This is a genomic window from Citrobacter sp. Res13-Sevr-PEB04-36 (assembly GCF_015672735.1).
Taxonomy (GTDB): domain Bacteria; phylum Pseudomonadota; class Gammaproteobacteria; order Enterobacterales; family Enterobacteriaceae; genus Citrobacter.
Map to the genome: position 1 here is coordinate 15,844 of NZ_JADABY010000083.1, position 23,047 is coordinate 38,890.

Consider the following 23,047-nt stretch of genomic DNA (forward strand, 5'->3'; position numbering starts at 1 on the left):
TTCCTGGTACAGCTAGCATTTATGGGTTATGTTTTTCAGCGAAACGGATAATACCCTTATTGAACGAAACGGTATGTGATCGATTTCTAAGAATCTTCCGAACGCTGAAAAATAACCGTAATTAACTATTTATCATGCGGGTTTCGCGTGGACTCACCGGCAAAATTACGCATTAACAACGCATAATTCAGATCGATATCTTCCGGGACCGGCATCCAGACGGTGTAGCCGTCGCCCGGCGCTACCGGCATCGCTTCGCCTTTGGCATTTTCCATCTGTTCGAGCGTAAAATTGACGTTGCCCGGCGGGGTCATCAACTCCAGGCTATCACCGACGGTGAATTTATTTTTCACGATAACCGCAGCCAGCTCACCTTTACGCTCGCCGGTGAACTCACCGACAAACTGCTGGCGCTCGGAAACGGAGAAACCGTACTCGTAGTTCTGATAGTCGTCATGCGTATGACGGCGCAGGAAACCTTCGGTGTAGCCGCGATGCGCCAGGCCTTCCAGCGTTTCCAGCAACTGTGGGTCGAACGGTTTACCGGCGGCGGCATCGTCAATCGCTTTACGATATACCTGCGCGGTACGTGCGCAGTAGTAATAAGACTTGGTGCGGCCTTCGATTTTCAGCGAGTGCACACCCATTTGGGTCAGGCGCTCAACGTGGGCAATGGCGCGTAAATCTTTGGAGTTCATGATGTAAGTGCCGTGTTCGTCTTCGAACGCGGTCATGTACTCGCCCGGACGCTGGGCTTCTTCGATCATAAACACTTTGTCCGTTGGCGCGCCAATACCCAGCGTCGGCTCAACGTTTTGTACCGGGATGGGCTCGTATTTGTGCACGATGTTACCCACCACGTCTTCTTTGCCTTCCTGCACGTTGTATTCCCAGCGGCAGGCATTGGTACAGGTTCCCTGGTTCGGGTCACGCTTGTTGATGTAGCCGGAGAGCAGGCAGCGGCCGGAGTAGGCCATGCACAGTGCGCCGTGAACGAAGATTTCAAGCTCCATATCCGGCACCTGGGTGCGGATCTCTTCGATTTCTTCCAGCGACAGTTCGCGGGAGAGGATCACGCGGGTCAGTCCCATCTGTTTCCAGAATTTTACCGTCGCCCAGTTTACGGCGTTCGCCTGAACGGACAGGTGAATATCCATGTGCGGGAAGTTTTCCCGCACCAACATAATCAGACCTGGATCGGACATGATTAATGCATCCGGCCCCATTTCCACTACCGGCTTCAGGTCACGAATGAAGGTTTTCAACTTGGCGTTGTGTGGTGCAATGTTGACCACTACATAGAATTTTTTACCCAGTTCATGGGCTTCATTGATGCCGAGCTGTAAGTTTTCGTGGTTGAATTCGTTGTTGCGTACGCGCAGGGAGTAACGCGGCTGGCCCGCGTAGACGGCATCTGCGCCATAGGCAAAAGCGTAACGCATGTTCTTCAGCGTTCCCGCCGGGGAAAGGAGTTCCGGTTTAAACATAGTTTTCTCGTTCTGATGACAGGTCAGACTCGCCTCACTTGGTGAGGCGGTTAGGGGAGTGCCCCCATATTAAGGGCGGGCATTGTAGCGCTGCGCGAGGATACAGTAAACCTTGCGGGGTCAATCAACCCGCAGATAGTGCCCGTCGGCGCGCACGTACATACCGAAACCGCAGTTTTGCGGATCGTCGGTACTGGCGTCGATGCCTTCAGGCGTGACCGTTAGCGAGATATCGCAGTGGATGTAGTCATCTTCTCTGAGTGCAATCACGCCTTTATTGTTTTTCAGCGTGACCAGTTCTGAGAATTCACCGATGTTTGGTCCGTTATAGAGGGCCATCATGCCAAAGTAATACCCCTGAAAATCAACCTGGTAGTCTGATTTTTTCTCTGTAGGTTTTACGTTCAGTGTTTTCCAGTTCGCCAGACCCGCATACTCCCAGTATTCGCCGGCGGCAGAGTCGTTTTTCGGCAATGCGGCTAACTTCTCTTTGATAAGCCCCAGATTGTAGATTGATTTGGTATCGTTGGGATTAATGGTCAGCCAGGCCTGAGCTTTACGCCATTCCCCCTGGCGCATCCAGGTTAGCGCCACGTTGTTATATGCTGTCGCCACGGTTTTATCATCGAGCTGACAACCTTCGCTCCAGGTCACCTGTTTTTCAAAGGCTTCACGCGCTTTGGCATAGTTCCTGGCTTTGTAGAACTGCTCACCCTGGCTGGCGTAGATGGGGACTTTCGCGCAGTCGGCTTCGAGTTGTTGCTCTGTGATTTCTGCTCTGGCTGCAAAACAAACCATTAGCAGGGGGTAAAGAAGTAATTTGGCGTTGAGAATGCGTTCATCCTGAACCATGGGTAGTCCTTTAGGTCGGGGAAGAGTGTAAATTCCGTACGCTGTAGCCTATATCAGCGCAGGATGAGATTTTTTAGTTACGCTATCCGACAGGCATCCGCTTCCCAACGATATCCGACGCCGTACACTGCGCGGATAAACGACTGTTCGGCGTCCAGCGACTCCAGCTTGCGCCGCAGGTTCTTGATATGGCTGTCGATAGTGCGGTCGGTCACGACCCGGTAGTCATCATAGAGATGGTTAAGCAACTGTTCGCGGGAGAAGACTTTTCCCGGCTCATGCGACAACGTTTTCAGTAAGCGGAACTCCGCGGGAGTCAGATCGAGCATCTTCCCGCGCCAGGATGCCTGAAAACGGCCTTCATCGACGATGAGCGGGCTGGCAGCATCCAGTTGCTGCAGTTCGCGCAGGGGTTTACAGCGCCGCAGGATCGTCTTCACGCGGGCGACAACTTCGCGCGGGCTGTAGGGTTTACAGATGTAGTCATCGGCACCGATCTCCAGCCCCAACAGACGGTCAATTTCTTCGATTTTGGCGGTGACCATCATGATCGGCACTTCAGAGAAACGTCGAATTTCCCGGCACAGGGTCAGGCCGTCAGTACCTGGCAACATTAGATCCAGCAAAATCAGATCGGGTGGCGTCTGGCGCACGTATGGTAAAACCTGGTCACCGTGGTTGATGAGCGTCGGGGCATAGCTCGCGGCACGCAGGTAGTCGATAAGCAATTGTCCCAGCTTGGGTTCATCTTCCACGATCAGTATGCGCGGCGTGTTTTCATCAATGGGTAACTCTGTCATACATCTCTCTGTAAGTCGCGTTCCAGTGGTAATTCTACTGTAATGCTTACCCCGCCAAAAGGCGAATGGGCGGCGCGGATATGCCCATTGTGCGCCTCGACGATATTGACGCAAATCGCCAGACCCAGACCGGAGCCTCCGCTGGCGCGGTTGCGTGAACCTTCGGTGCGATAAAATCGCTCAAACAGTTTTTGCAACTGTGCATCGTTTACGCCCGGGGCTGAATCGGCGAAGGTTAACAATACCTGGCGGTCGCGTTGTTCGGCACTAATATGCAGCCCACCGCCGCTGTCAGTGTAGCGCAGGCTGTTTTCCAGCAGATTATTGAACAGTTGCATCAGGCGATCCCGGTCGCCAAACACCGTCATGCTGTCCGGCAGCGAGAGCTGTATTGTGAGACCGCGGCTGGCAAAACGTTCGCGAAATGCGCCGCTTGCCACTTCCAGTAAGGGGATCAAATCCAGGGAGGTTTTTTGGTAGGCCAGCGCGCCCTCATCAGACATCGAGAGCTGATGAAGATCGTCCACCAGTTTGGTTAGCGTGCCCACTTCGGCCTGTAAAGAAGCCACTGACTCCGGGGTGAACTGACGAACACCATCCTGAATCGCTTCCAGTTCGCCGCGCAACACCGCCAGCGGCGTACGCAGTTCGTGAGAGATATCGGCCATAAAATCACGGCGCATCTGCTGGTTCTTTTCCAGCGTACTGGCCAACTGGTTGAAATCCTGCGCCAGTTTGCCCAGTTCATCAGTGCTGGTGGGCGCAACGCGGGTGGTGAAATCACCAGCAGCCAGTTTGTGCGTGCCGTCCACCAGACGTTTGACGGGGGCCAGCAGGCTGCGTGCCAGCGTAAACGTAGCCAGCGCCGCCAGTATTGTGGAGAGCGCGACGATAAGCCAGCTGGTGCGGCGCTGCTGTTTATCGAAATTAATATCTGTATTGCGCGTTAAACGTTCTACGGGCGAAGCGATGATGGCACCCACTTCGATCCCGTTAACCGTTATCGGGCGGCGCGTGCCGTCGCCGGGAACCGGACCTCGTGGGCCGACCAGCACGCGGGCGTTTTGGTCGATGACCCAAAACTGGGTACGCCACCCATGCGGTGGCATACCGGGGCCTTGCTTGTCATCGTTGTTGTCGTGTTCAAAAGAACGCAGGATCTGAAAGACAAAGCGATCGTTATTGCGCAGAAACCGCCAGTTGCCGTGCTGTTGATATTGTTCGCCCAGCGCGTCGCTCAGCATTTGTAGCCGCTGTTCGTTACCGTGTTTGATGTAGTCAATAAACCCGCGTTCGAAGCTTACCCGTACGGCCCAGTGCATGCTGATCAGCAACACAATGCAGGTGGCGAAAATTGCCAGAAACAGTTTGCCGGTTATTCCGGGCCGCCATAACTTCATCAGGTGCTCCTTTTACGCCGTGAAATCACCGCGTTGGCTTGCGTGTCGTTTGGCACGCGGGCAAAAATAATCGCTGGCAGCGCAATAATCAGGGCAATACACAGCCAGGTGTACATAAAGACGGTATGGGTGGTGCCGCTGTCGAGGGCGATATGTTGTTGACCAAACATGCCCAGCAGCAAGCCTGCGATGGTTACCCCGATACTCATCGACAGCTGCATGATCATCGACAGCAGGCTGTTGCCGCTGCTGGCGAGGTTGTCAGGTAAGTCTTTTAAGGTCAGGGTGTTCATCGATGAAAAACGGGTGGAGTTGACCATGCCTTGTAAGAACAGCACGAAGGGCAGCACGTAATACCAGCCTAGCAGCGCAGTGGTCATCAGCAACAGGCTAACCAGTGACAGGCCCAGCGTGGTGGCAACCAGCACCCGGCGATAACCGAACCGATTGACGACCTGAACCACAATACGCTTCATGCCCATGCTGCCCAGCACCATCGGGATCATCATCAGCCCGGCATGAAACGGTGAAAAACCCAGCCCAATCTGCAAAAACACCGGCGTCATAAACGGCAACATACCGCTGCCAATGCGCCCGGCAAAGCTGCCAAGCAGGCCTAATGAGAAGGTGGGGGTGCGAAACAGATGCAGACTGAACAGCGCGCGTGGGTTGTTTCTGGCGTGTCTGATATACAGGATGATTGCCAGTATGCCGCTGATAACCAGCGCCGCCAGCGTAATGTCCGAGATCCCGCTGCCTTTGCTGCCATCCAGCGCCAGCGTCAGTACCGCCATGCCAACGGCCAGCAGCAAAAATCCCGAAAGATCGAAGCGTCGGGTTTGCAGGGTGTAGTTGGGCATCAGCATTAAGGTGGCTATTGCCCCGACAATGCCGACCGGAATATTAATCAGAAAAATCCAGTGCCAGGAGGCGTACTCCACCAGAATGCCGCCCAACGCCGGACCGAGCAATGGGCCAATTTGCCCGGGTAAAGTAACGAAGGTCATTGCCGCCATATACTGCTCGCGTGGGACGATTTTCATCACCGTCAACCTGCCAACCGGTACCATCATCGCACCGCCGACGCCCTGTAACACGCGGGCCATTACCAGCTCATTAAGCGTGCTGGACCCGGCACAAAAAAGCGATCCCAGCGTGAACAGGATGATGGCGGTGAAGAAAATATTACGTACGCCGATCTTGTCCGCCAGCCAGCCGCTGGCGGGTAGCATCACTGCCACAGTCAAGACATATGACACAATGACCATATGCATATGCAACGGGCTTTCCCCGAGGCTTTTGGCCATTGAAGGAAGTGCGGTGTTGACGATGGTGGTATCCAGCGATTGCATAAAAAAGCCGAATGCCACAATCCAAAGCTGCCAGCGGGTGCTGTCGGGAAGTTCTGTCATAAGTCTGCTACCGGGTTGCTGTTTTTACGTGAAAAACGCACACGCAGACGGTCGAAAAAGAGATACACCACCGGGGTGGTGTACAGCGTCAGCAGTTGGCTCACTACCAGCCCGCCGACGATGGTTATCCCCAACGGCTGGCGTAGTTCTGAGCCGTCGCCAGCTGAGAACACCAGCGGCAGTGCGCCAAAGAGTGCTGCCAGCGTGGTCATCATGATAGGACGAAAACGCAGCAGGCAGGCCTGGAAAATCGCCTCTTCCGGCGTTAGTTTGCCGTTTCTCTGCGCCTCAAGTGCAAAGTCGACCATCATGATGGCGTTTTTCTTCACAATGCCAATTAATAGCATAATCCCTATCAGGGCGATTAGGCTGAACGGGGCATTGAACAGCTCCAGCGCCAGTAGCGCACCCACCCCGGCAGAAGGCAGCGTTGAGAGGATTGTTAGCGGATGAACGTAACTTTCATACAGCATGCCCAGCACGATATAGACCGTGGCGATGGCGGCGATAATCAGGATCACCTGTGAGTTCATCGTGTCCTGGAAAACCTGTGCTGTACCGGCAAAACTGCCGCGCACCGTTGGGGGAACGCCAAGCTGGGTCATGGTTCGATTAATGGCTTCTGTGGCCTCAGAAAGCGACGCGCCGGTCGGCAGGTTAAATGACACGGTTGAGGCGGCAGACAGTCCCTGATGGTTCACTGACAGTGGGGCGTTCGCTGGTTGCCATTTGGCAAAATACGACAGCGGTATCGCCTTACCGTCGCTATTAATAACGAACATTTTATCCAGCGCGCTGATGTCCTGGGTGTAGCGCGGGTCGACCTCCATCACCACTTTGTACTGATTCATCGGCTGGTAGATGGTTGATATTTGCCGCTGACCAAACGCGTTATTCAGCAGGCTGTTGGCGGCTTCGACGTCGATCCCCAGACGTGACATGGTGTCCCGGTCGTAGGTCAGATTCATCTCTGCGCCGTTGTCCTGCTGATCGGAGTTGACGTCAGCCAGTTGGGGCAGGGTGGCTAACGCTTTACGGATTTTCGGTTCCCATTCCCGTAATGCGGCAAGATCGTCCGACAGCAGCGTGTACTGGTAGCTGGCGTTGGCTTGCCGACCCCCGACGCGAATATCCTGCACCGCCATCAGAAACAGGTTCGCCCCCGGCTCTTTGGCTAACTTCACGCGCAGGCGGTCGATCACCTGCTGAGCGGTTTGCTGGCGTTCTCCGCGCGGTTTCAGGGTAATGAACATCATGCCGCTGTTAACGCGGGAGCCGCCGGTAAAACCGGTGACGTTATCCACCGCCGGATCGTCACGGATGATCTTCATAAAATCCTGCAACTTCCCGCGCATGGCCTGAAACGAAATGCTTTGGTCGGCCTGGATCCCGCCCATCAGGACGCCGGTGTCCTGCTCCGGGAAAAAGGTTTTGGGGATAGAAATATACAGCCAGACGTTGAGCGCGATGGTTGCCAGTAATACCACGCCCACCATTCGGGTATGGCGTAACACCCACTGCAGCGAGGTAGCGTAACTTTGTTGCAGGGCAACCAGCACCCGGCCAAATCCTCGCTTACGAGACTGTTCACGTGGGGCGCTGGATTTGAGCATCCAGCCGCACATCATTGGCGTGAGCGTCAGCGAGACCAGCAGTGAAATCCCGATGGCAACTGACAGGGTCACGGCAAATTCCCGCAGTAATCGTCCCGGTAGACCGCCCATTAACAGCAGCGGCAGGAAGACCGCCACCAGCGACAGGCTCATGGAGAGCACCGTAAATCCGACCTCGCGCGTACCCTGTAACGCCGCCTGGAGCGGCTTCATTCCCGCTTCCAGGTGCCGGGATATATTTTCCAGCACCACGATGGCGTCATCGACCACAAACCCGGTGGCAATGGTCAGCGCCATTAGCGACAGGTTGTTCAGGCTGAATCCACACAGATACATGGCGGCAAACGTGCCTATCAGCGAGACGGGCACTGCCACGGCGGGGATCAGCGTCGCTCGCCCGGAACGCAGGAAGACAAACACCACCAGGATAACCAGCGCCACGGAGATAATCAGCGTCTGCTCCACCTCTTCCAGCGACGCTCGAATGGTCGGCGAACGATCCTGGGCAATTTGCAAATCAATGGCGGCCGGGATCAGCGTTTGTAACTCCGGCAATTTGGCCCGGATGCTGTCCACCGTCTGGATAATATTGGCTTCCGGTAGTTTGCGGATTATCAACAAAATGGCCGGCTTGGCATTGGTCATCCCGGCGTTACGTACGTCCTGCACAGAGTCAGTGATAGAGGCGATGTCACCCAGACGTACGGCCGCACCGTTGTTGTAGTGAATAATCAGCGGTTGATATTCTGCCGCAGTTTTGAGCTCGTCGTTGGTTTGCACCTGCCAGCGGCGGGTTTCATCTTCCAGCGCGCCCTGCGGTTGACGTACGTTGGCGCTATTGATTGCGCTACGTACGTCATCCAGCGAGACGCCCTGGTTAAACAGTGCCTGCGGGTTCAGGCCAACGCGCACGGCGGGCAGGGAGCTGCCGCCGACGTCGACGTCACCAACGCCGTCGATTTGGGCGATGGTTTGTGCCAGTTGAGTTGAGGCAAAATCGTACAGCTCACCCTGAGAATAGGTATCCGAGGTTAGCGTCAGGATCATGATAGGTGCGTCAGACGGGTTCGCCTTCCGGTACGTCGGTCGGCTGGGCATTCCGCTGGGGAGCAGACTTTGGGCGGCGTTAATGGCGGCCTGAACGTCCCGCGCCGCGCCGTTGATGTCGCGATCAAACGTAAACTCAAGAATAATACGTGTGCTGCCAAGCGAACTGCTCGACGTCATTTCATTCACGCCCGAGATGCGCCCGAGCGAGCGCTCCAGCGGCGTGGCGACGGACGACGCCATCGTTTCAGGTGACGCTCCCGGCAGCGATGCGCTGACCATGATCACCGGGAAATCCACCTGTGGCAGCGGCGCGACCGGTAACAAGCGAAAGCCCAGAATGCCGCACAGGGTAATAGCGACGGAAAGGAGAATGGTCGCTACCGGACGATGAATGAAGAGAGCAAAAAATTTCATTTACGCGTCCTCTTCCTGACGCGGAAAGCGGTTTTTCACGTACAACGACAGTCGGTCAAACAGCAAGTAGATCACCGGCGTGGTGAACAGGGTTAACACCTGACTGACCAGTAGCCCGCCGACCATGCCAATGCCTAATGGGCGACGTAACTCTGCGCCCACGCCGGTACTTAACATCAGCGGTAACGCCCCCAGTAGCGCTGCCAGCGTGGTCATCAGGATCGGGCGAAAACGCAGCAGGCACGCCTGGAATATGGCGTCGCGCGGCGCCATGCCCTGTTCGCGCTCAGCGGCAAGGGCAAAGTCGATCATCATGATGGCGTTTTTCTTGACGATACCGATCAGCAAAATAATGCCGATGATCGCGATAACGTCCAGTTCACTACCGGCAATCATCAGCGCCAGCAGTGCCCCGACGCCCGCCGTCGGCAGCGTGGAGAGAATGGTTACCGGGTGAATAAAGCTCTCATACAGCACGCCGAGCACGATATACATCGCGACGACCGCCGCCACAATCAGCCAGATGGTGTTGCCGAGCGCGGCCTGGAAGGCCAGCGTACTGCCCTGGAACTGGGTGGTAATACTTGACGGCAGGTCCAGCGTTTTTTCCGCCTGCAGTATTGCCTCTACCGCATCGCCCAGCGAGTGGTCATCCGGCACGTTGAACGAGATGGTGGTGACCGGGAACTGATCGAGATGGTTAATCGACAGCGGGGCAAAACGCTGCTCAATGCTGGCGATGGTGCTAAGCGGGACGATCCCGCCGTCGCTGCTGGTCAGGCGAATGGTGTCCAACGCGGAAAGCCCCGGCGCGCTGGTGGTGTCATGTTCCAACACCACCCGATACTGGTTTGCCTGGGTGTAAATGGTTGAAATCAGCCGCTGTCCGAAAGCGTTGTACAGCGCGTTATCGACATCTGCCATGCTGATGCCTAAACGACTGGCGCTGTCGCGATTAACATTTACATAGGCTACCAGACCCTGGTCCTGCCAGTCGCTACTGACATCAGACAGCTGCGGCAACTGCTGCAGTTTTTCCAACAACTGCGGTACCCAGGTGCTGAGGGCGTCCAGCGAGGTGGCCTGCAGCGTAAACTGATACTGGGTGCGGCTTACCTGCGTATCAATGGTCAGATCTTGGGTGGGCTGGAGATAGAGGTCGACGCCGGGCACGTTATCCACCGCATCCTGCAGGCGGGTGATGACCTTTTGCACGCGGTCATCGCGTTCATCCAGCGGTTTAAGGTTAATTTGCAGGCGCGCGCTGTTCAGCGCCGGATTGGTGCCGTCAACGCCGACGAACGCGGTCAGGCTTTCCACTGCCGGGTCCTTAAGGATCACATCAGAAACCTGACGCTGGCGCTGAGCCATGCTGGCAAATGAGCTGGACTGCGGTGCCTGCAACGTGCCCTGAATAATGCCGTTATCCTGGGTCGGGAAGAAGCCTTTCGGAATAACGACCCACAGCATCACGCTTAACGCCAGCGTGCCGAGCGCTACGCTTAGCGTCAGCCACGGGTGGCTAAGCACTTTTGCCAACCAGTGCCCGTATCCGGCAATGACGCGCTCAAACATTTTTTCTGAGGCGCGGGAGAAGCGGTTTTGCTTGCGCAACGACGCCTGGCTGAGCATACGGGCGCACATCATCGGCGTGAGGGTCAGTGATACGACGGCGGAGATCAAAATTGCCACCGCCAGCGTGACGGCGAATTCGCGGAACAATCGCCCGACGATATCGCCCATAAACAACAACGGGATCAGCACTGCAATGAGGGAGAATGTGAGGGAGATGATGGTAAAACCAATCTCGCCTGCACCTTTCAGGGCGGCGGTCAGCGGCTTTTCCCCTTTTTCGATATAGCGCGAAATATTCTCAATAACCACAATGGCGTCATCGACCACAAAACCCGTGGCGATGGTCAGCGCCATCAGGGTCAGGTTATTGATCGAGAAATCAAGGAATACCATTACCGCAAAGGTGCCAATCAGCGACAGCGGTACGGCGACCGCGGGAATAATCGTGGCCGGTATATTGCGCAGGAACAGGTAAATAATCATCACTACCAGCGCAATCGCCAGCATCAGTTCAAACTGGGTGTCGGAAACGGAAGCACGAATGTTGGTTGTACGATCTGAAAGCACCGTGACATTGACCGATTTTGGCAGGCTTTCTGTTAGCGCAGGCAGCATCTGGCGAATGCTGTCCGCGGTGGAGATAATGTTCGCACCAGGCTGGCGCTGAACGTTCATCACGATAGCTTGTTGCTTATTGGCCCACGCACCCAGCCAGCTGTTTTCCGCCCCTTGCTCGACGGTTGCGACATCGCCGAGGCGCACTGGCGCACCGTTTTTATAGGCAATGATTAACTGACGATACTCATCGGCAGACTGCATCTGGTCGTTGGCGGACAGAGTGACGGCGCGCGTTGGGCCATCCAGGCTACCTTTGGCTGAATTGACGTTGGCGCCGGTGATGGCGGTGCGGACGGTTTCGCTGGTCAGCCCTAACGCGGCAATGGCCTGTGCGTTAAGCTTCACGCGTACGGCCGGTCGTTGTCCGCCTGACAGCGTCACCAGACCCACGCCGGAGACCTGGGAAATTTTCTGCGCCACGCGGGTTTCGACCATATCTTCCACCTGCGTCATCGGCATGGCGGTAGAGGTCACCGCCAGCGTCATGATCGGCGGATCCGCCGGGTTCACTTTGCTATACACCGGTGGGTTAGGCAGATCGCTCGGTAATAAATTGGTCGCGGCGTTAATTGCGGCCTGGACTTCCTGTTCGGCGACGTCCAGCGGCAGCGTAAGCTGGAACTGTAATGTCACCACTGATGCACCACCGGAGCTTTGTGAGGACATCTGTTTCAGGCCAGACATCTGTCCAAACTGGCGCTCAAGCGGAGCAGTAACGGCAGAAGTCATCACATCCGGGCTGGCGCCTGGGTAGAGCGTCACCACTTGAATGGTCGGGTAATCCACTTCCGGCAACGCCGCGATGGGCAGGAAGCGATAGCCGATAATCCCGGCGAGTAAAATCGCTACCATCAGCAGCGTGGTGGCGACAGGGCGCAGAATAAACAGGCGCGATGGGCCGCCTGTGTTGTCCGGAGGTAACGCCTGCATCAGGAGCGTGCTCCTTTTTTGCCGTACTCGCGTGCGGTGGCTTTATCGTTTGTGGCTGTGGCGGTATGCGCCTCCACAACGTCAACTTTTGCCCCTTCCGTCAGACGGTCAATACCGTCAGTAATGACGCGATCGCCTGCCGACAGTCCGGCGGTAATCACCACTTTTTGACTGTCCTGAATACCCGGTTTGACCAGATGTTTGCTGACTTTATTCTCTGTATTCAGCACCCAGACAAAGTGACCTTCATTGCCCATTTGTAAGGCCGCAGTGGGGATCACGATGGCGTTTTGTTCGGTGTCGACCAGCATGCGGGCGTTAACGAACTGGTTCGGAAACAGCGTGTCGTCCTGATTGTTAAAACGGGCTTTTGCTTTAATGGTGCCGGTGGTGGCGTCAATCTGGTTGTCGAGGCTCAGCAGCACACCTTCGCTGAGTTTCTGCGAATTGGTACGATCCCAGGCCTCGACCTTCAGCGCGGTACCCGTTTTTTGTGCCCGCTGCACGGTCGCAATATCGTTTTCAGGTAAGGTGAAGATCAGGTCGATGGGATGGGTTTGTGTAATGACGACAATCCCGGTGGTATCGCCGCTGGATATTTGGTTACCCACGTCGACCAGTTTCAGGCCGACACGGCCATCGACAGGGGCGGTGATGCGACTCCAGTCGAGCTGCAACTGGGCGCTGGCGACGCTGGCTTCATCGGCTTTAATCGTCCCTTGCGTTTCGTTCACCAGCGCCTGCTGAGCATCCAGTTCCTGACGGGAGACCAGATTGGTTTTAACCAGTTGCTGATAGCGGGCCAGGTCGCGACGGGCATTTGCCAGCGTAGCGGTATCTTTGGCTAACTGTCCCTGCGCCTGGGCAAGGGCGACTTTGAACTGGCTGGGGTCTATTTCAGCCAGCAGGTCGCCAGCTTTGACCTGCTGTCCTTCCTGAAAGTGTAACGCGATAAGCTGACCGTCTACCCGACTGCGAACCGTTGCGGTATTCGCGGCCGTCACGGTGCCCAGTCCCGTCAGGTAGCGCGGAACGGCTTGTTCAGTGGCGGTGGCTACCTGCACGGGGGCTAACGGACCAGAACGCATTCCGCGACGCCCTGAGCCTGCGGCGTGCTGGGCTTGCCCGGTTGCACCGGGGGGGGGCCCCTGAGATTCACTGCGGCTGTGCCAGAACCAAAATGCTGCGATGGCCGCCACGACGGTCACGATTGCTATCACCCAGCGGGATTTGTTACTGCCTTTCATTGTTATAAGTTTCTCATCCTGAAACGTTTCGCGGAATGATACTAGTTTAGCCAGCGATCAAGGGAGAAAAATGGAGGAATTATGAAACACTGTCGGGATTCGTCTGAATGACGACGCGGCTTTGCGAGGCGTTACGCAACAATGGGCGGTGAAAATCGCCAACGCGGAAGAGTGAGATAGAGTGCGGACAAGGCAAAAGGAGGTCAGCCAGAGATTTCAGCCGGACGCTGAAACGGGAAAGCCCCTCCCGAGGAAGGGGCTCAAAAAAAGGAAAGGGTTATGATGAAGTACGTCATCATACTGGTGATACTCTTAGTCATTAGCTTACCGGCTTACTAAGACACCAGGGGGAGGGGAAACCTTCCCTAACCCTCACTCCTGACCATAAGCCACAGTCACGATGATGTCAATACGCACACTTTTCAGCCTGCGAGCTGCTTAGCGGAAAACCACGTCGGCCCAGCGTGCCAGACCGGCAGTCACCGAACCGAAATCATCGCCACCGGCGATTGGGATCCCCGGCAACTGTTCGGCGAGCGCTTTTTTGATAAGCGGTGAGCGCGCGCTGCCACCGGTCAAATAAATGACATCCGGTTTTTCCTGGGCATTATCCAGCGCCAGCTGCACCTGCTCCAGAATGCGAGCCAGTGGCTGATTGAGCGCTGTCTCCAGCCCCTGTTGGTTGATTGCGGTCGCCAGTTCATCACTGATAAACGGCAGCGCCGCCGTGACGTTTGCCTGTGCGGAAAGCGCAATTTTGCTTTCTTCAGCGCTGCGAACCAGCCGGTAGCTCAGACGCTCGCGCCATACTTTAAGCAACAGCGCGACTTTGTCGGCTTCACGCGCATCGCGGATCAGATCGTTTAACAAGCGTCCGTTGGCGGTACTGTAAAAATCACTTTGGGCAGGAACGTCGTTAATGGCGACGGCGTTCCACCACGGTAGAATAGGTAAGGCGATGCCTTTTTCGGTTTCGCCCCCCATGCCGAGCAGCGGCATCAGGTGTTTAAAGGCCAGAGCGATGTCCAGATCGTTACCGCCTACGCGACATCCACTGTGACCTAACAGGCTGGTTTCGCGATCGGCGCGCTGATGCCACTGCGGGCCCATCAGCAGCAACGAGCAGTCGGTGGTACCACCGCCGATATCCACCACCAGTACGCGTTTTTCGTCTTGCAGCGTGGCTTCATAATCCAGTCCTGCTGCGACCGGCTCATACTGAAAAACCACATCCTGGAAACCGGCGCGTTTGGCCGCGCGCTCAAGAATTCCTTGTGCCTGGGCGTTGGCGTCGTCGCCGCCTAATCCCTGGAAGTTGATCGGACGACCGATAACGGCCTGGGTTATCGCTTCAGGGAGCTGGTTTTGTGCCTGGTTGCGGATGTGCAGCATCATCGCACAGACTAAATCTTCAAACAGCGCAACCTGCTGCGGTTTCAGGCCGCTGGCACCCAGAAACGATTTCGGTGATTTAACGAAGTAGACTTCTTCCGGGTCATCAATATATTGGCCCAGTGATGCCAGACCAAACTGCACGCTATTGGCGTTAACATCAATGTCTTCTTCGCGGTTAAAGCGTACCGCACGACGCAGTAATGCCTGCGTTTCGTCATCCGTTGCCGGGACATCATGATGGCGATACAGCCACTCGCTGACCGCTTCACGCGTTGGAGCGCACAGCATGGAGGGTAACAGCGTGCTGTCATTTTCCATTTTGAGCAATTGAGGCTGTCCGTCACGCATGACGGCCACTGAACAGTTTGCTGTACCGTAGTCAAAACCAATAAACACCGTAAAACTCTCCAGGGCAGTCAAGAAGGGGCGAGACTTTAGCGAAATGTTGTCGCCCCGACAACTGGAATATGAAAGCAAGGCGCATCGTCGGGATAGCGTTTATGCTGTAGTCTGGCAAAAAAAGGAAGCGTACATGTTTACTCTGAGCTGGCAAGCGCCCTATGACTGGCCCTGGATGCTGGGGTTTCTGGCTGCCCGTGCCGTTGCAGGCGTAGAAACCGTGGGGACATTGCAGTATGCAAGAAGCCTGGCGATTGGCGAGCATCGCGGGGTGGTGCGCGTTGTCCCGGATCTGGAAACCAACGTGCTGCAGGTAACGTTAAGTCCGGGACTCCAGCCCGTTGCCCGCGAGTGTCTGGGCAAAATGGAGCGGTTGTTCGATCTGAACTGCAGTCCGCAGCACATTGTCAGCGCGTTGGGGAGTCTGGGGGCGGCACGCCCTGGACTGCGTCTACCGGGTTCGGTTGATGCGTTCGAACAGGGCGTTCGCGCGATTTTAGGCCAGTTGGTCAGCGTGGCGATGGCAGCAAAACTGACGGCGAAGGTGGCGCATCTGTATGGCGATCCGCTTGTCGATGCGCCAGAGTATGTGTGCTTTCCTACTCCTGAAGCGCTGGCCGCCGCACAACCGCAGCATCTGAAAGCGTTAGGCATGCCGCTCAAACGTGCCGAAGCGTTGATTCACCTTGCACGGGCGGCGCTGAATGGCACGCTTGAGCCCGTAGCCCCGCCTGATATCGAGCAGGGGGTGAAGCAGTTACAAACGTTTCCGGGGATTGGGCGCTGGACGGCCAACTACTTTGCGCTGCGCGGGTGGCAGGCAAAGGACATTTTTCTTCCTGATGATTACCTGATTAAACAGCGTTTTCCGGGCATGACGCCGGCACAAATCCGGCGCTACGCAGAGCGCTGGAAGCCCTGGCGTTCCTATGCGCTACTGCATATCTGGTATACCGAAGGTTGGCAACCGTCAGTTGATGGCGAAATTACTGGTGTTGAGTAGCAAATCCAGCGGTTGGGCGTCGGCAATGATATCGCCATAAATCATATCGATACCGATGCCAGACAAGGCATCCATTATCAGCGGCATTTGTACCGGCCCGGCGATAGTTTTGATATCCAGACGTTGCGCGTGGCCCTGAATAATGGAAACCCACATTTCGTCCGTCAGATTGCCGTGCGCGCTGGCGCTCAGTTCGCTGTCGAGTAACAGGTAATCGGCGACGTGATACTTGAGATTATCAAAGACCTCTAAATCGCGACCTACCTGGCTTAAAATGATGCGACAACCTGCCTGGCGTAATCTGTGCATTGCGGAGACTGCCTGCGTTGGGTTAGTTTTCATCACCTCTACCGGCACGGTGAGATGCAATAAACGTGGCGGTAGAGGACTACTTTCCACCAACGCCAGCAATTCATCAACCAACACGGGATTGAGCAACCCGGCGGCGGAAAGGGGCAGGGCAACGCTAAGCCCCTTACTGGCAACCGCAGAGGCGAAATGCTGGAAAAATTCATTCAATACCCGACGGTCAAGGGCATGATTGAGTGCGGGATCGACCAGACTGGCGCGGAAAGTCTGTTCCTCAATGACGTCTCCTTCGCTGTCCCATAAGCGTAAAGAGATAAGCCAGAAGCTAAATGTTTCAGGAATACGCGGAGAAGCGACGCCGTGGGCGATCATCAGCATCGGGTTGTGGGTAATGACCTTGCGCTGTTCATCCGGCGACAGCAGGCCACGCGCCGCATGCGTCTGACTCTGCTGAGGTTCATAGACGCATACCCGCCCGCGGCCGCTATTTTTAGCTGCATAGCAGGCGATATCCGCCTGCGACATCACCTCGGTAGCGACATGGTTTTTGTCATCAATCAGCGTGATCCCGGCACTGGCACCAATGCGATGTAAGCGGCCTTCCCACGTAAAGTGGTAATCGTTTATGGCGCTAATAATGCGACCAGAGATAAACCGTGCGCTTTCGATATTACAGTCTGGTAGCAGCAGACCGAACTCATCGCCGCCAAGTCGCGCCAGCACATCGCTGGTGCGCAGCATGCTGAGCATCAGGGAAGACAGCTCGCGTAGCAAGGCATCGCCCGCTGCATGACCGGCGCTGTCGTTGACGGCTTTAAAACGATCCAGATCGATAAAGACCAGCGCATGACGCTGCTGTGAGCTGCGTACCGTATGCAGCAATTGCTTCAGATGGTTCTCGAAGCTGACCCTGTTGGCCAGATGCGTGAGGTCGTCATGCGATGCGCTGTAGCTGAGTTGACGTAACATTTTGCGCGACTCGGTGACGTCCTGAATAACTAATACGGAGCCGATGCTACCGCCGTCGAGGGTGCTGAGCGGCGTGATACTATACTGAATATCGTAACTGGTGCCGTTACGACAATGCAGGACCACTTCTTGCTCAATGGCTGTACGCGACATGTCGGCGCTGTAGATATTCTCCATCAGCGGGCCGTTGTCGCCAAAAGTGATGCGCAGCACCGTGAGCAACGGGTTCCCCAACGCGTTCTCCTGCGACCAGCCGCTCATTTTCTCGGCCACCGGATTCATAAAGGTGACGTTCAGGTCGACGTCGATACAAATCACCGCTTCGCCGATGGAATCCAGCGTAATATGCAAACGCTCTTTTTCCTGATACAGCGCCTCGTTTAGCTGCTTTACTTCGGTCATGTCGAGGTTGATGCCGAGCAACCGTTCCACTTCGCCGTCTTTATTCAGCACCCGGTTAGCCAGCGAGCGGATGTGGCGAATACCGTCTTTGACCGCAATGCGGAATTCGAGTTTGAAAGGAATACGCGCCGCCAACGAATCGCGAATAACGCCTTCGGCATGCTCGCGATCTTCAGGCACTACGCAGTCATACCAGACCTGCCAGCTAGGTTTAACGTGCGCAGGGACCTCATAGAGATCGAACATACGCTTATCCCAGCTGATTACGTCAGGCTGTAACTCCCATTCCCAGATGCCAATCCCGCCAGCTTCATTTGCCAGCGTAATGCGTTCCATCAACCGTTTATTGATCCACTCTGTGTGCTTCAGGTCGTTAATGTCCTCAACCTGGGCAATAAAGTAGAGCGGGGTGTTATCACTATGACGAACCAGTGAAACTGCCAGCAGTGCCCACACGACTTCGCCTGCGCGGGTGTAATAACGTTTTTCCATCGAATAACTGTTGATTTCACCCCGCGACAGCATCTGCAACTGCTCAAGGTCGTTATTCAGATCTTCCGGCCAGGTCAATTGCTGGAAGGTCAGCGCGCGCAGTTCTTCCTGGCTGTAGCCCAGAAACTGACACAAGGCTTTGTTGGCTTGTAGCCATTGTCCCTCGGTGCCCACCAGCGCCATACCGATAGCGGAGTATTCCATGGCATTGCGAAAACGTGTTTCGCTTTCAGAGATGTGTTTACGTTCGGCACGAAACGCGTACATCACCATGGTCATCATGTTGGCTGGTAACAGAATCATCAAAAACGGCAGCCACGGCATGCTGGACATGACGAACGTTTTCGAGGTGGAGAGTAGTGAAGGGTCGGCGGCCAGCATCAGCGAGACCATCATCACGGTGCTGAGGAAAATCAGAAACGCTTCCATGCGCGGCAGGCGCACGGCGCTCCACATCAGCAGAACAATCACGCAGGTAAATGGCCACGGAAGATACATCATCGACAGCCAGCTGAACGTTAAGGTCACCAGCAGGGTGATGAGCGTTTCCAGTAATAAACGAGGATCGCGGTGGCGCAGCAGATAGTGTGGCTTAAACAGCAAACCTAACGGTACCAGTGCGAGTGCGCCGATGGATTCTGAAAGCACCCAAATCAGAAAGTTATTTAACGAGGTAACACCTGGAAGCAGCAACCACATAAAAAAGCCGCCCAGTAGCGGCGGGATCACGGCACTACCGAATGCCAGACGTGCCCAGTCGTTTAGATTTTGTAAGGGATTGTACCAGGGTAACAGCCTGCGCAATAACATGGCACCCGCAACGGCCTCAATAATATTGATGGCGGTGTAGGTGAAGTTCAGCGTATCGGTCGGGAAAAACAACACAGACGCGCCGATGCTGCCAAATGAGCACGCCAGCGCGATCCCCGGCCACATCCTTCCGGCATGACGGTAAAAGGCCACCATCATGATCGAGGTTGGAAACCACAGCGGCGCCAGCTGCGTACCGTAACGCGACAGCTCCAGCGAAAATAGCGTAAAGATGAACGCCACCAGACCTAAACTGGCAAGGCGCAGTAGAGGATGCGGTAAGGTAACTAAAACATGTTGGGATTGTTTACTCATTACCGCTTTACCCGAATAGCCGATGTCGCCGTGGCGAAGATGCCGGACGCATCATGTTTAATCTGTGATTATGCTAGTACAAACATTTTACAATTTATACGCCAGCTGCTCATAAAATAACACTCTCAAGCTATTAATTCCTAAGGCGGGTGAATAAAATTCGTCCCTGCTTTAAAACTAACCATTTTAATTTGCGACAGGGACAGCATTGGTGCAGCCTGGGCTGGCATCGTGCCGCTGAAATCCCTATAATTGCCGCGTTTGGCGTTTCGACGCCCCCTTCCTAACATCCAGGTTAATCAGGTCGCTAAATTTATGACTGATCAGTCTCATCAGTGCGTCATTATCGGCATTGCCGGCGCATCGGCTTCCGGCAAGAGTCTTATTGCCAGTACTCTCTATCGCGAATTGCGTGAACAAGTGGGTGACGAACATATTGGCGTTATTCCCGAAGACAGTTATTACAAAGATCAAAGCCATCTGTCGATGGAAGAACGTGTTAAAACGAACTACGACCATCCGAACGCGATGGATCACAGCCTGCTGTTCCAGCATCTGCAAACGCTAAAACGCGGTTCGGCAATTGAATTACCCGTTTACAGCTATGTTGAACACACGCGTACGCAAGAGACTATTCATATTGAACCCAAAAAAGTGATTATCCTGGAAGGCATTTTGCTGCTGACGGATGCACGTTTGCGTGACGAGATGAACTTTTCTATTTTTGTGGATACCCCGCTCGACATTTGTCTAATGCGCCGCATTAAGCGGGACGTCAACGAGCGCGGCCGCTCGATGGATTCGGTGATGGCGCAATACCAGAAAACCGTGCGTCCAATGTTCCTGCAATTTATTGAACCCTCAAAACAATACGCCGATATCATCGTGCCGCGCGGGGGAAAAAACCGCATTGCCATCGATATTCTGAAGGCGAAAATCAGTCAGTTCTTTGAATAAGTTCAGCGAATTGTGTACCGTATCAGTGATAACCTGGTTCACCCTTAACGCACCTGGCGTTGAGGGGTTGAAGCACGAAAGGAGAAAGTGCCATGCGTTTATGTGACCGAGATATTGAAGCCTGGTTGGATGCAGGTCGTTTGTCGATCAATCCACGTCCTCCTGTCGAGCGAATTAATGGCGCAACGGTAGATGTGCGTCTTGGCAATAAATTTCGTACGTTCCGCGGTCATACGGCGGCATATATCGATTTGAGCGGGCCGAAGGATGAAGTTAGCGCCGCGCTGGATCGCGTGATGAGTGATGAAATTGTTCTCGACGAAGGCGAAGCTTTTTTCCTGCATCCTGGTGAGTTAGCGCTGGCCGTGACCTTTGAGTCAGTGACGCTTCCGGCGGACCTGGTTGGCTGGTTAGACGGACGTTCATCGCTGGCGCGTTTGGGCCTGATGGTACACGTGACCGCACACCGTATCGACCCGGGCTGGTCCGGTTGCATCGTGCTGGAATTTTACAACTCCGGAAAATTACCGCTGGCTTTACGTCCGGGCATGCCGATTGGCGCACTGAGTTTTGAACCGCTTTCCGGTCCGGCTGCGCGGCCTTACAATCGTCGTCAGGATGCGAAGTATCGCGACCAGCAGGGCGCAGTAGCCAGCCGGATTGATAAAGACTGAGTAGTTTCAGTTTCTTGGGGATAGCATGAGACGATTTCTGACGACGCTGATGATTCTCCTGGTCGTGCTGGTGGCCGGTTTTTCTGCGTTAGTTATGTTGGTTAATCCAAATGATTTTCGCGCGTACATGGTGAAGCAAGTTGCTGCCCGCAGCGGATATCAATTGCAACTGGACGGCCCCCTGCGTTGGCACGTCTGGCCCCAGCTTAGCATCCTCTCCGGACGCATGGTGTTAACGGCTGAAGGGGCCAGCGAACCGCTGGTTCGTGCTGACAACATGCGTCTGGACGTCGCGTTATGGCCGCTGCTGAGCCACCAGCTCAACGTTGAGCAGGTGATGCTCAAAGGTGCGGTTATTCAACTGACGCCGCAGACCGAAGCGGTGCGTGGCGAAGATGCGCCCATTGCCCCGAAAGACAACACGTTGCCGGATGTCGCTGAAGATCGCGGATGGTCGTTTGATATCGCGCGCCTGCGCGTTGCCGACAGTGTGCTGGTGTTCCAGCATGAAGACGACGAACAGATTACGGTTCGCGACATTCGCCTGGAAATGGAGCAGGACGCCCAGCACCGTGGTACTTTTGACTTCTCTGGTCGTGTAAATCGCGATCAGCGCGATCTTGCTCTGGCCTTTAATGGTACCGTTGATGCTTCTGACTATCCGCATAACTTAGCGGGCAATATCGAAAAGCTCAGTTGGCAGCTACAAGGTGCTGATTTGCCGCCGCAGGGGATCCAGGGGCAGGGTAAGTTCCAGGTCCAGTGGCAGGAAGAGAATAAACAGCTCGTATTTAACCAAATTGCGTTGACGGCTAACGACAGCTCGCTGGCCGGGCAAGCCCGTGTTTCTCTGGCAGATAAACCAGACTGGTCCGTCGATCTGCGCTTCGGCCTGCTCAATCTGGATAACTTGATTGTGCAACATGACGCCATGGCGTCGACAAACGGCGGGGCGCAACAGGGGCAAAGCCAGTCGACGCTCGCACGACCGGTGATTGCATCTCAGGTCGACGCTGTGTCGTATCAGGGGCTCAGGGGTTTTTCCGCGGATATCGCGCTACAGGCGGACAAAGTCCTGTGGCGGAAAATGGCCTTTGATAATGTCTCAGCCAAAATGGCGAATCAGTCTGGTTTGCTGAACATCACCGAATTGCAGGGAACCAATAATGGTGGGTTGATTTCGCTTCCTGGCAAGCTGGATTCCAGAAAGGCGCAGCCGCGCGCAGTCTTTCATCCGCGTCTGGAAAACGTCGAAATCGGTACCATCCTGAAAGCCTTCAACTATCCTATTGCGCTCACTGGCAAGCTGTCGTTGGCAGGCGATTTTTCCGGTTCTGATATCGATGCTCAGGCATTCCGCCACAGCTGGCAAGGACAGGCTCATGTTGATATGAGCGACACTCGCATGGAAGGGATGAACTTCCAGCAGTTGGTGCAGCAGGCCGTTGAGCGCAGCGGCGGCGACGTGAAGTCTCAGCAGAATCTGGATAACGTCACCCGACTGGATCGTTTTGTCACCGAGCTGTCGCTGGATAACGGCAAGGTCTCTTTAGATGATATGGAAGGGCAGTCCGCGCTACTCGCGCTTTCGGGACATGGTGCGTTAGATCTGGTTGAGCAGACGTGTGACGCGCAGTTTAACGTGCGTGTGCTGGGTGGCTGGAATGGGGAAAGCAAACTGATTGATTTCCTGAAAGAGACCCCGGTACCGCTGCGCATCTATGGCCCGTGGCAGGCGTTGAACTACAACCTGCAGGTGGACCAGTTGTTGCGTAAGCATCTGCAGGATGAAGCGAAGCGTCGGCTGAACGACTGGGCCGAGCGCAACAAAGAGTCCCGTAGTGGCAAAGATGTGAAAAAACTGCTGGATAAACTCTGACAGATAATGCCGGATGGCGGCGCGATTGCGCCTCATCCGGCACGT

At 55.2% G+C, this 23,047-nt stretch carries 15 protein-coding genes; 5 read left to right on the forward strand and 10 right to left on the reverse strand.

Translation table 11 applies throughout. The features are described 5' to 3' along the window. Positions 1-125: 125 nt before the first annotated feature. From yegQ to IMQ48_RS22725, 8 genes are all read right to left on the reverse strand, one after another. Positions 126-1,487 (reverse strand): tRNA 5-hydroxyuridine modification protein YegQ, encoded by a 1,362-nt coding sequence (gene yegQ / locus IMQ48_RS22690; RefSeq protein ID WP_196210761.1) that lies wholly within the window; start codon positions 1,485-1,487, stop codon positions 126-128. Between the two features lie 120 nt (positions 1,488-1,607). After that, positions 1,608-2,339, reverse strand: a complete 732-nt coding sequence (locus IMQ48_RS22695; protein WP_196210762.1) for a tetratricopeptide repeat protein — start codon at positions 2,337-2,339, stop codon at positions 1,608-1,610. 77 nt (positions 2,340-2,416) lie between these two features. Next, positions 2,417-3,139 (reverse strand): two-component system response regulator BaeR, encoded by a 723-nt coding sequence (baeR, locus tag IMQ48_RS22700; protein ID WP_196210763.1) that lies wholly within the window; start codon positions 3,137-3,139, stop codon positions 2,417-2,419. Beyond that, a complete protein-coding gene (gene baeS / locus IMQ48_RS22705; RefSeq protein ID WP_196210764.1) occupies positions 3,136-4,539 on the reverse strand; it encodes a two-component system sensor histidine kinase BaeS in 1,404 nt (467 codons plus the stop codon). Before baeS ends, baeR begins: the two co-directional genes overlap by 4 nt. Then, positions 4,539-5,951 (reverse strand): MFS transporter, encoded by a 1,413-nt coding sequence (locus IMQ48_RS22710; protein WP_196210765.1) that lies wholly within the window; start codon positions 5,949-5,951, stop codon positions 4,539-4,541. The genes baeS and IMQ48_RS22710 overlap by 1 nt, the downstream gene beginning before the upstream one ends. Then, positions 5,948-9,028, reverse strand: coding sequence for a multidrug efflux RND transporter permease subunit MdtC (gene mdtC, locus IMQ48_RS22715; RefSeq protein ID WP_196210766.1), 3,081 nt, complete (start codon positions 9,026-9,028; stop codon positions 5,948-5,950). The genes IMQ48_RS22710 and mdtC overlap by 4 nt, the downstream gene beginning before the upstream one ends. Then, complete coding sequence (locus IMQ48_RS22720) at positions 9,029-12,151, reverse strand: MdtB/MuxB family multidrug efflux RND transporter permease subunit (RefSeq protein WP_196210767.1); 3,123 nt, start codon at positions 12,149-12,151, stop codon at positions 9,029-9,031. Next, complete coding sequence (locus tag IMQ48_RS22725; protein WP_196210768.1) at positions 12,151-13,398, reverse strand: MdtA/MuxA family multidrug efflux RND transporter periplasmic adaptor subunit; 1,248 nt, start codon at positions 13,396-13,398, stop codon at positions 12,151-12,153. The genes IMQ48_RS22720 and IMQ48_RS22725 overlap by 1 nt, the downstream gene beginning before the upstream one ends. A gap of 279 nt (positions 13,399-13,677) precedes the next feature. On the opposite strand from IMQ48_RS22725, the gene IMQ48_RS22730 reads away from it, so the two are divergent. After that, positions 13,678-13,737 carry a type I toxin-antitoxin system Ibs family toxin gene (locus IMQ48_RS22730; RefSeq protein WP_106672390.1) on the forward strand — a complete coding sequence of 20 codons (60 nt, stop codon included), beginning with the start codon at positions 13,678-13,680 and terminating at the stop codon, positions 13,735-13,737. A 99-nt stretch (positions 13,738-13,836) separates the two neighbouring features. Here the strand turns inward: IMQ48_RS22730 and yegD are convergent, their stop codons facing one another. Beyond that, positions 13,837-15,189, reverse strand: coding sequence for a molecular chaperone (gene yegD, locus IMQ48_RS22735; protein ID WP_196210769.1), 1,353 nt, complete (start codon positions 15,187-15,189; stop codon positions 13,837-13,839). A 136-nt stretch (positions 15,190-15,325) separates the two neighbouring features. On the opposite strand from yegD, the gene alkA reads away from it, so the two are divergent. Beyond that, positions 15,326-16,195, forward strand: a complete 870-nt coding sequence (alkA, locus tag IMQ48_RS22740; protein ID WP_196210770.1) for a DNA-3-methyladenine glycosylase 2 — start codon at positions 15,326-15,328, stop codon at positions 16,193-16,195. On the opposite strand, the gene IMQ48_RS22745 is transcribed toward alkA, so the two are convergent. Beyond that, positions 16,163-19,492, reverse strand: coding sequence for a diguanylate cyclase (locus tag IMQ48_RS22745; protein ID WP_196210771.1), 3,330 nt, complete (start codon positions 19,490-19,492; stop codon positions 16,163-16,165). The genes alkA and IMQ48_RS22745 overlap by 33 nt on opposite strands. Before the next feature lie 315 nt (positions 19,493-19,807). Here IMQ48_RS22745 and udk point away from each other — a divergent pair, with 315 nt between their 5' ends. The 3 genes from udk to asmA all read left to right on the forward strand — a co-directional run bounded on the left by udk (position 19,808) and on the right by asmA (position 23,002). Further along, on the forward strand, positions 19,808-20,449 hold the full coding sequence (udk, locus tag IMQ48_RS22750; protein WP_005128328.1) for a uridine kinase: 642 nt from the start codon (positions 19,808-19,810) through the stop codon (positions 20,447-20,449). Positions 20,450-20,541: 92 nt separating this feature from the next. Next, positions 20,542-21,123 carry a dCTP deaminase gene (dcd, locus tag IMQ48_RS22755; RefSeq protein ID WP_196210772.1) on the forward strand — a complete coding sequence of 194 codons (582 nt, stop codon included), beginning with the start codon at positions 20,542-20,544 and terminating at the stop codon, positions 21,121-21,123. Between the two features lie 25 nt (positions 21,124-21,148). Then, complete coding sequence (gene asmA / locus IMQ48_RS22760; RefSeq protein WP_196210773.1) at positions 21,149-23,002, forward strand: outer membrane assembly protein AsmA; 1,854 nt, start codon at positions 21,149-21,151, stop codon at positions 23,000-23,002. The last annotated feature ends 45 nt before the right edge of the window (positions 23,003-23,047 follow it).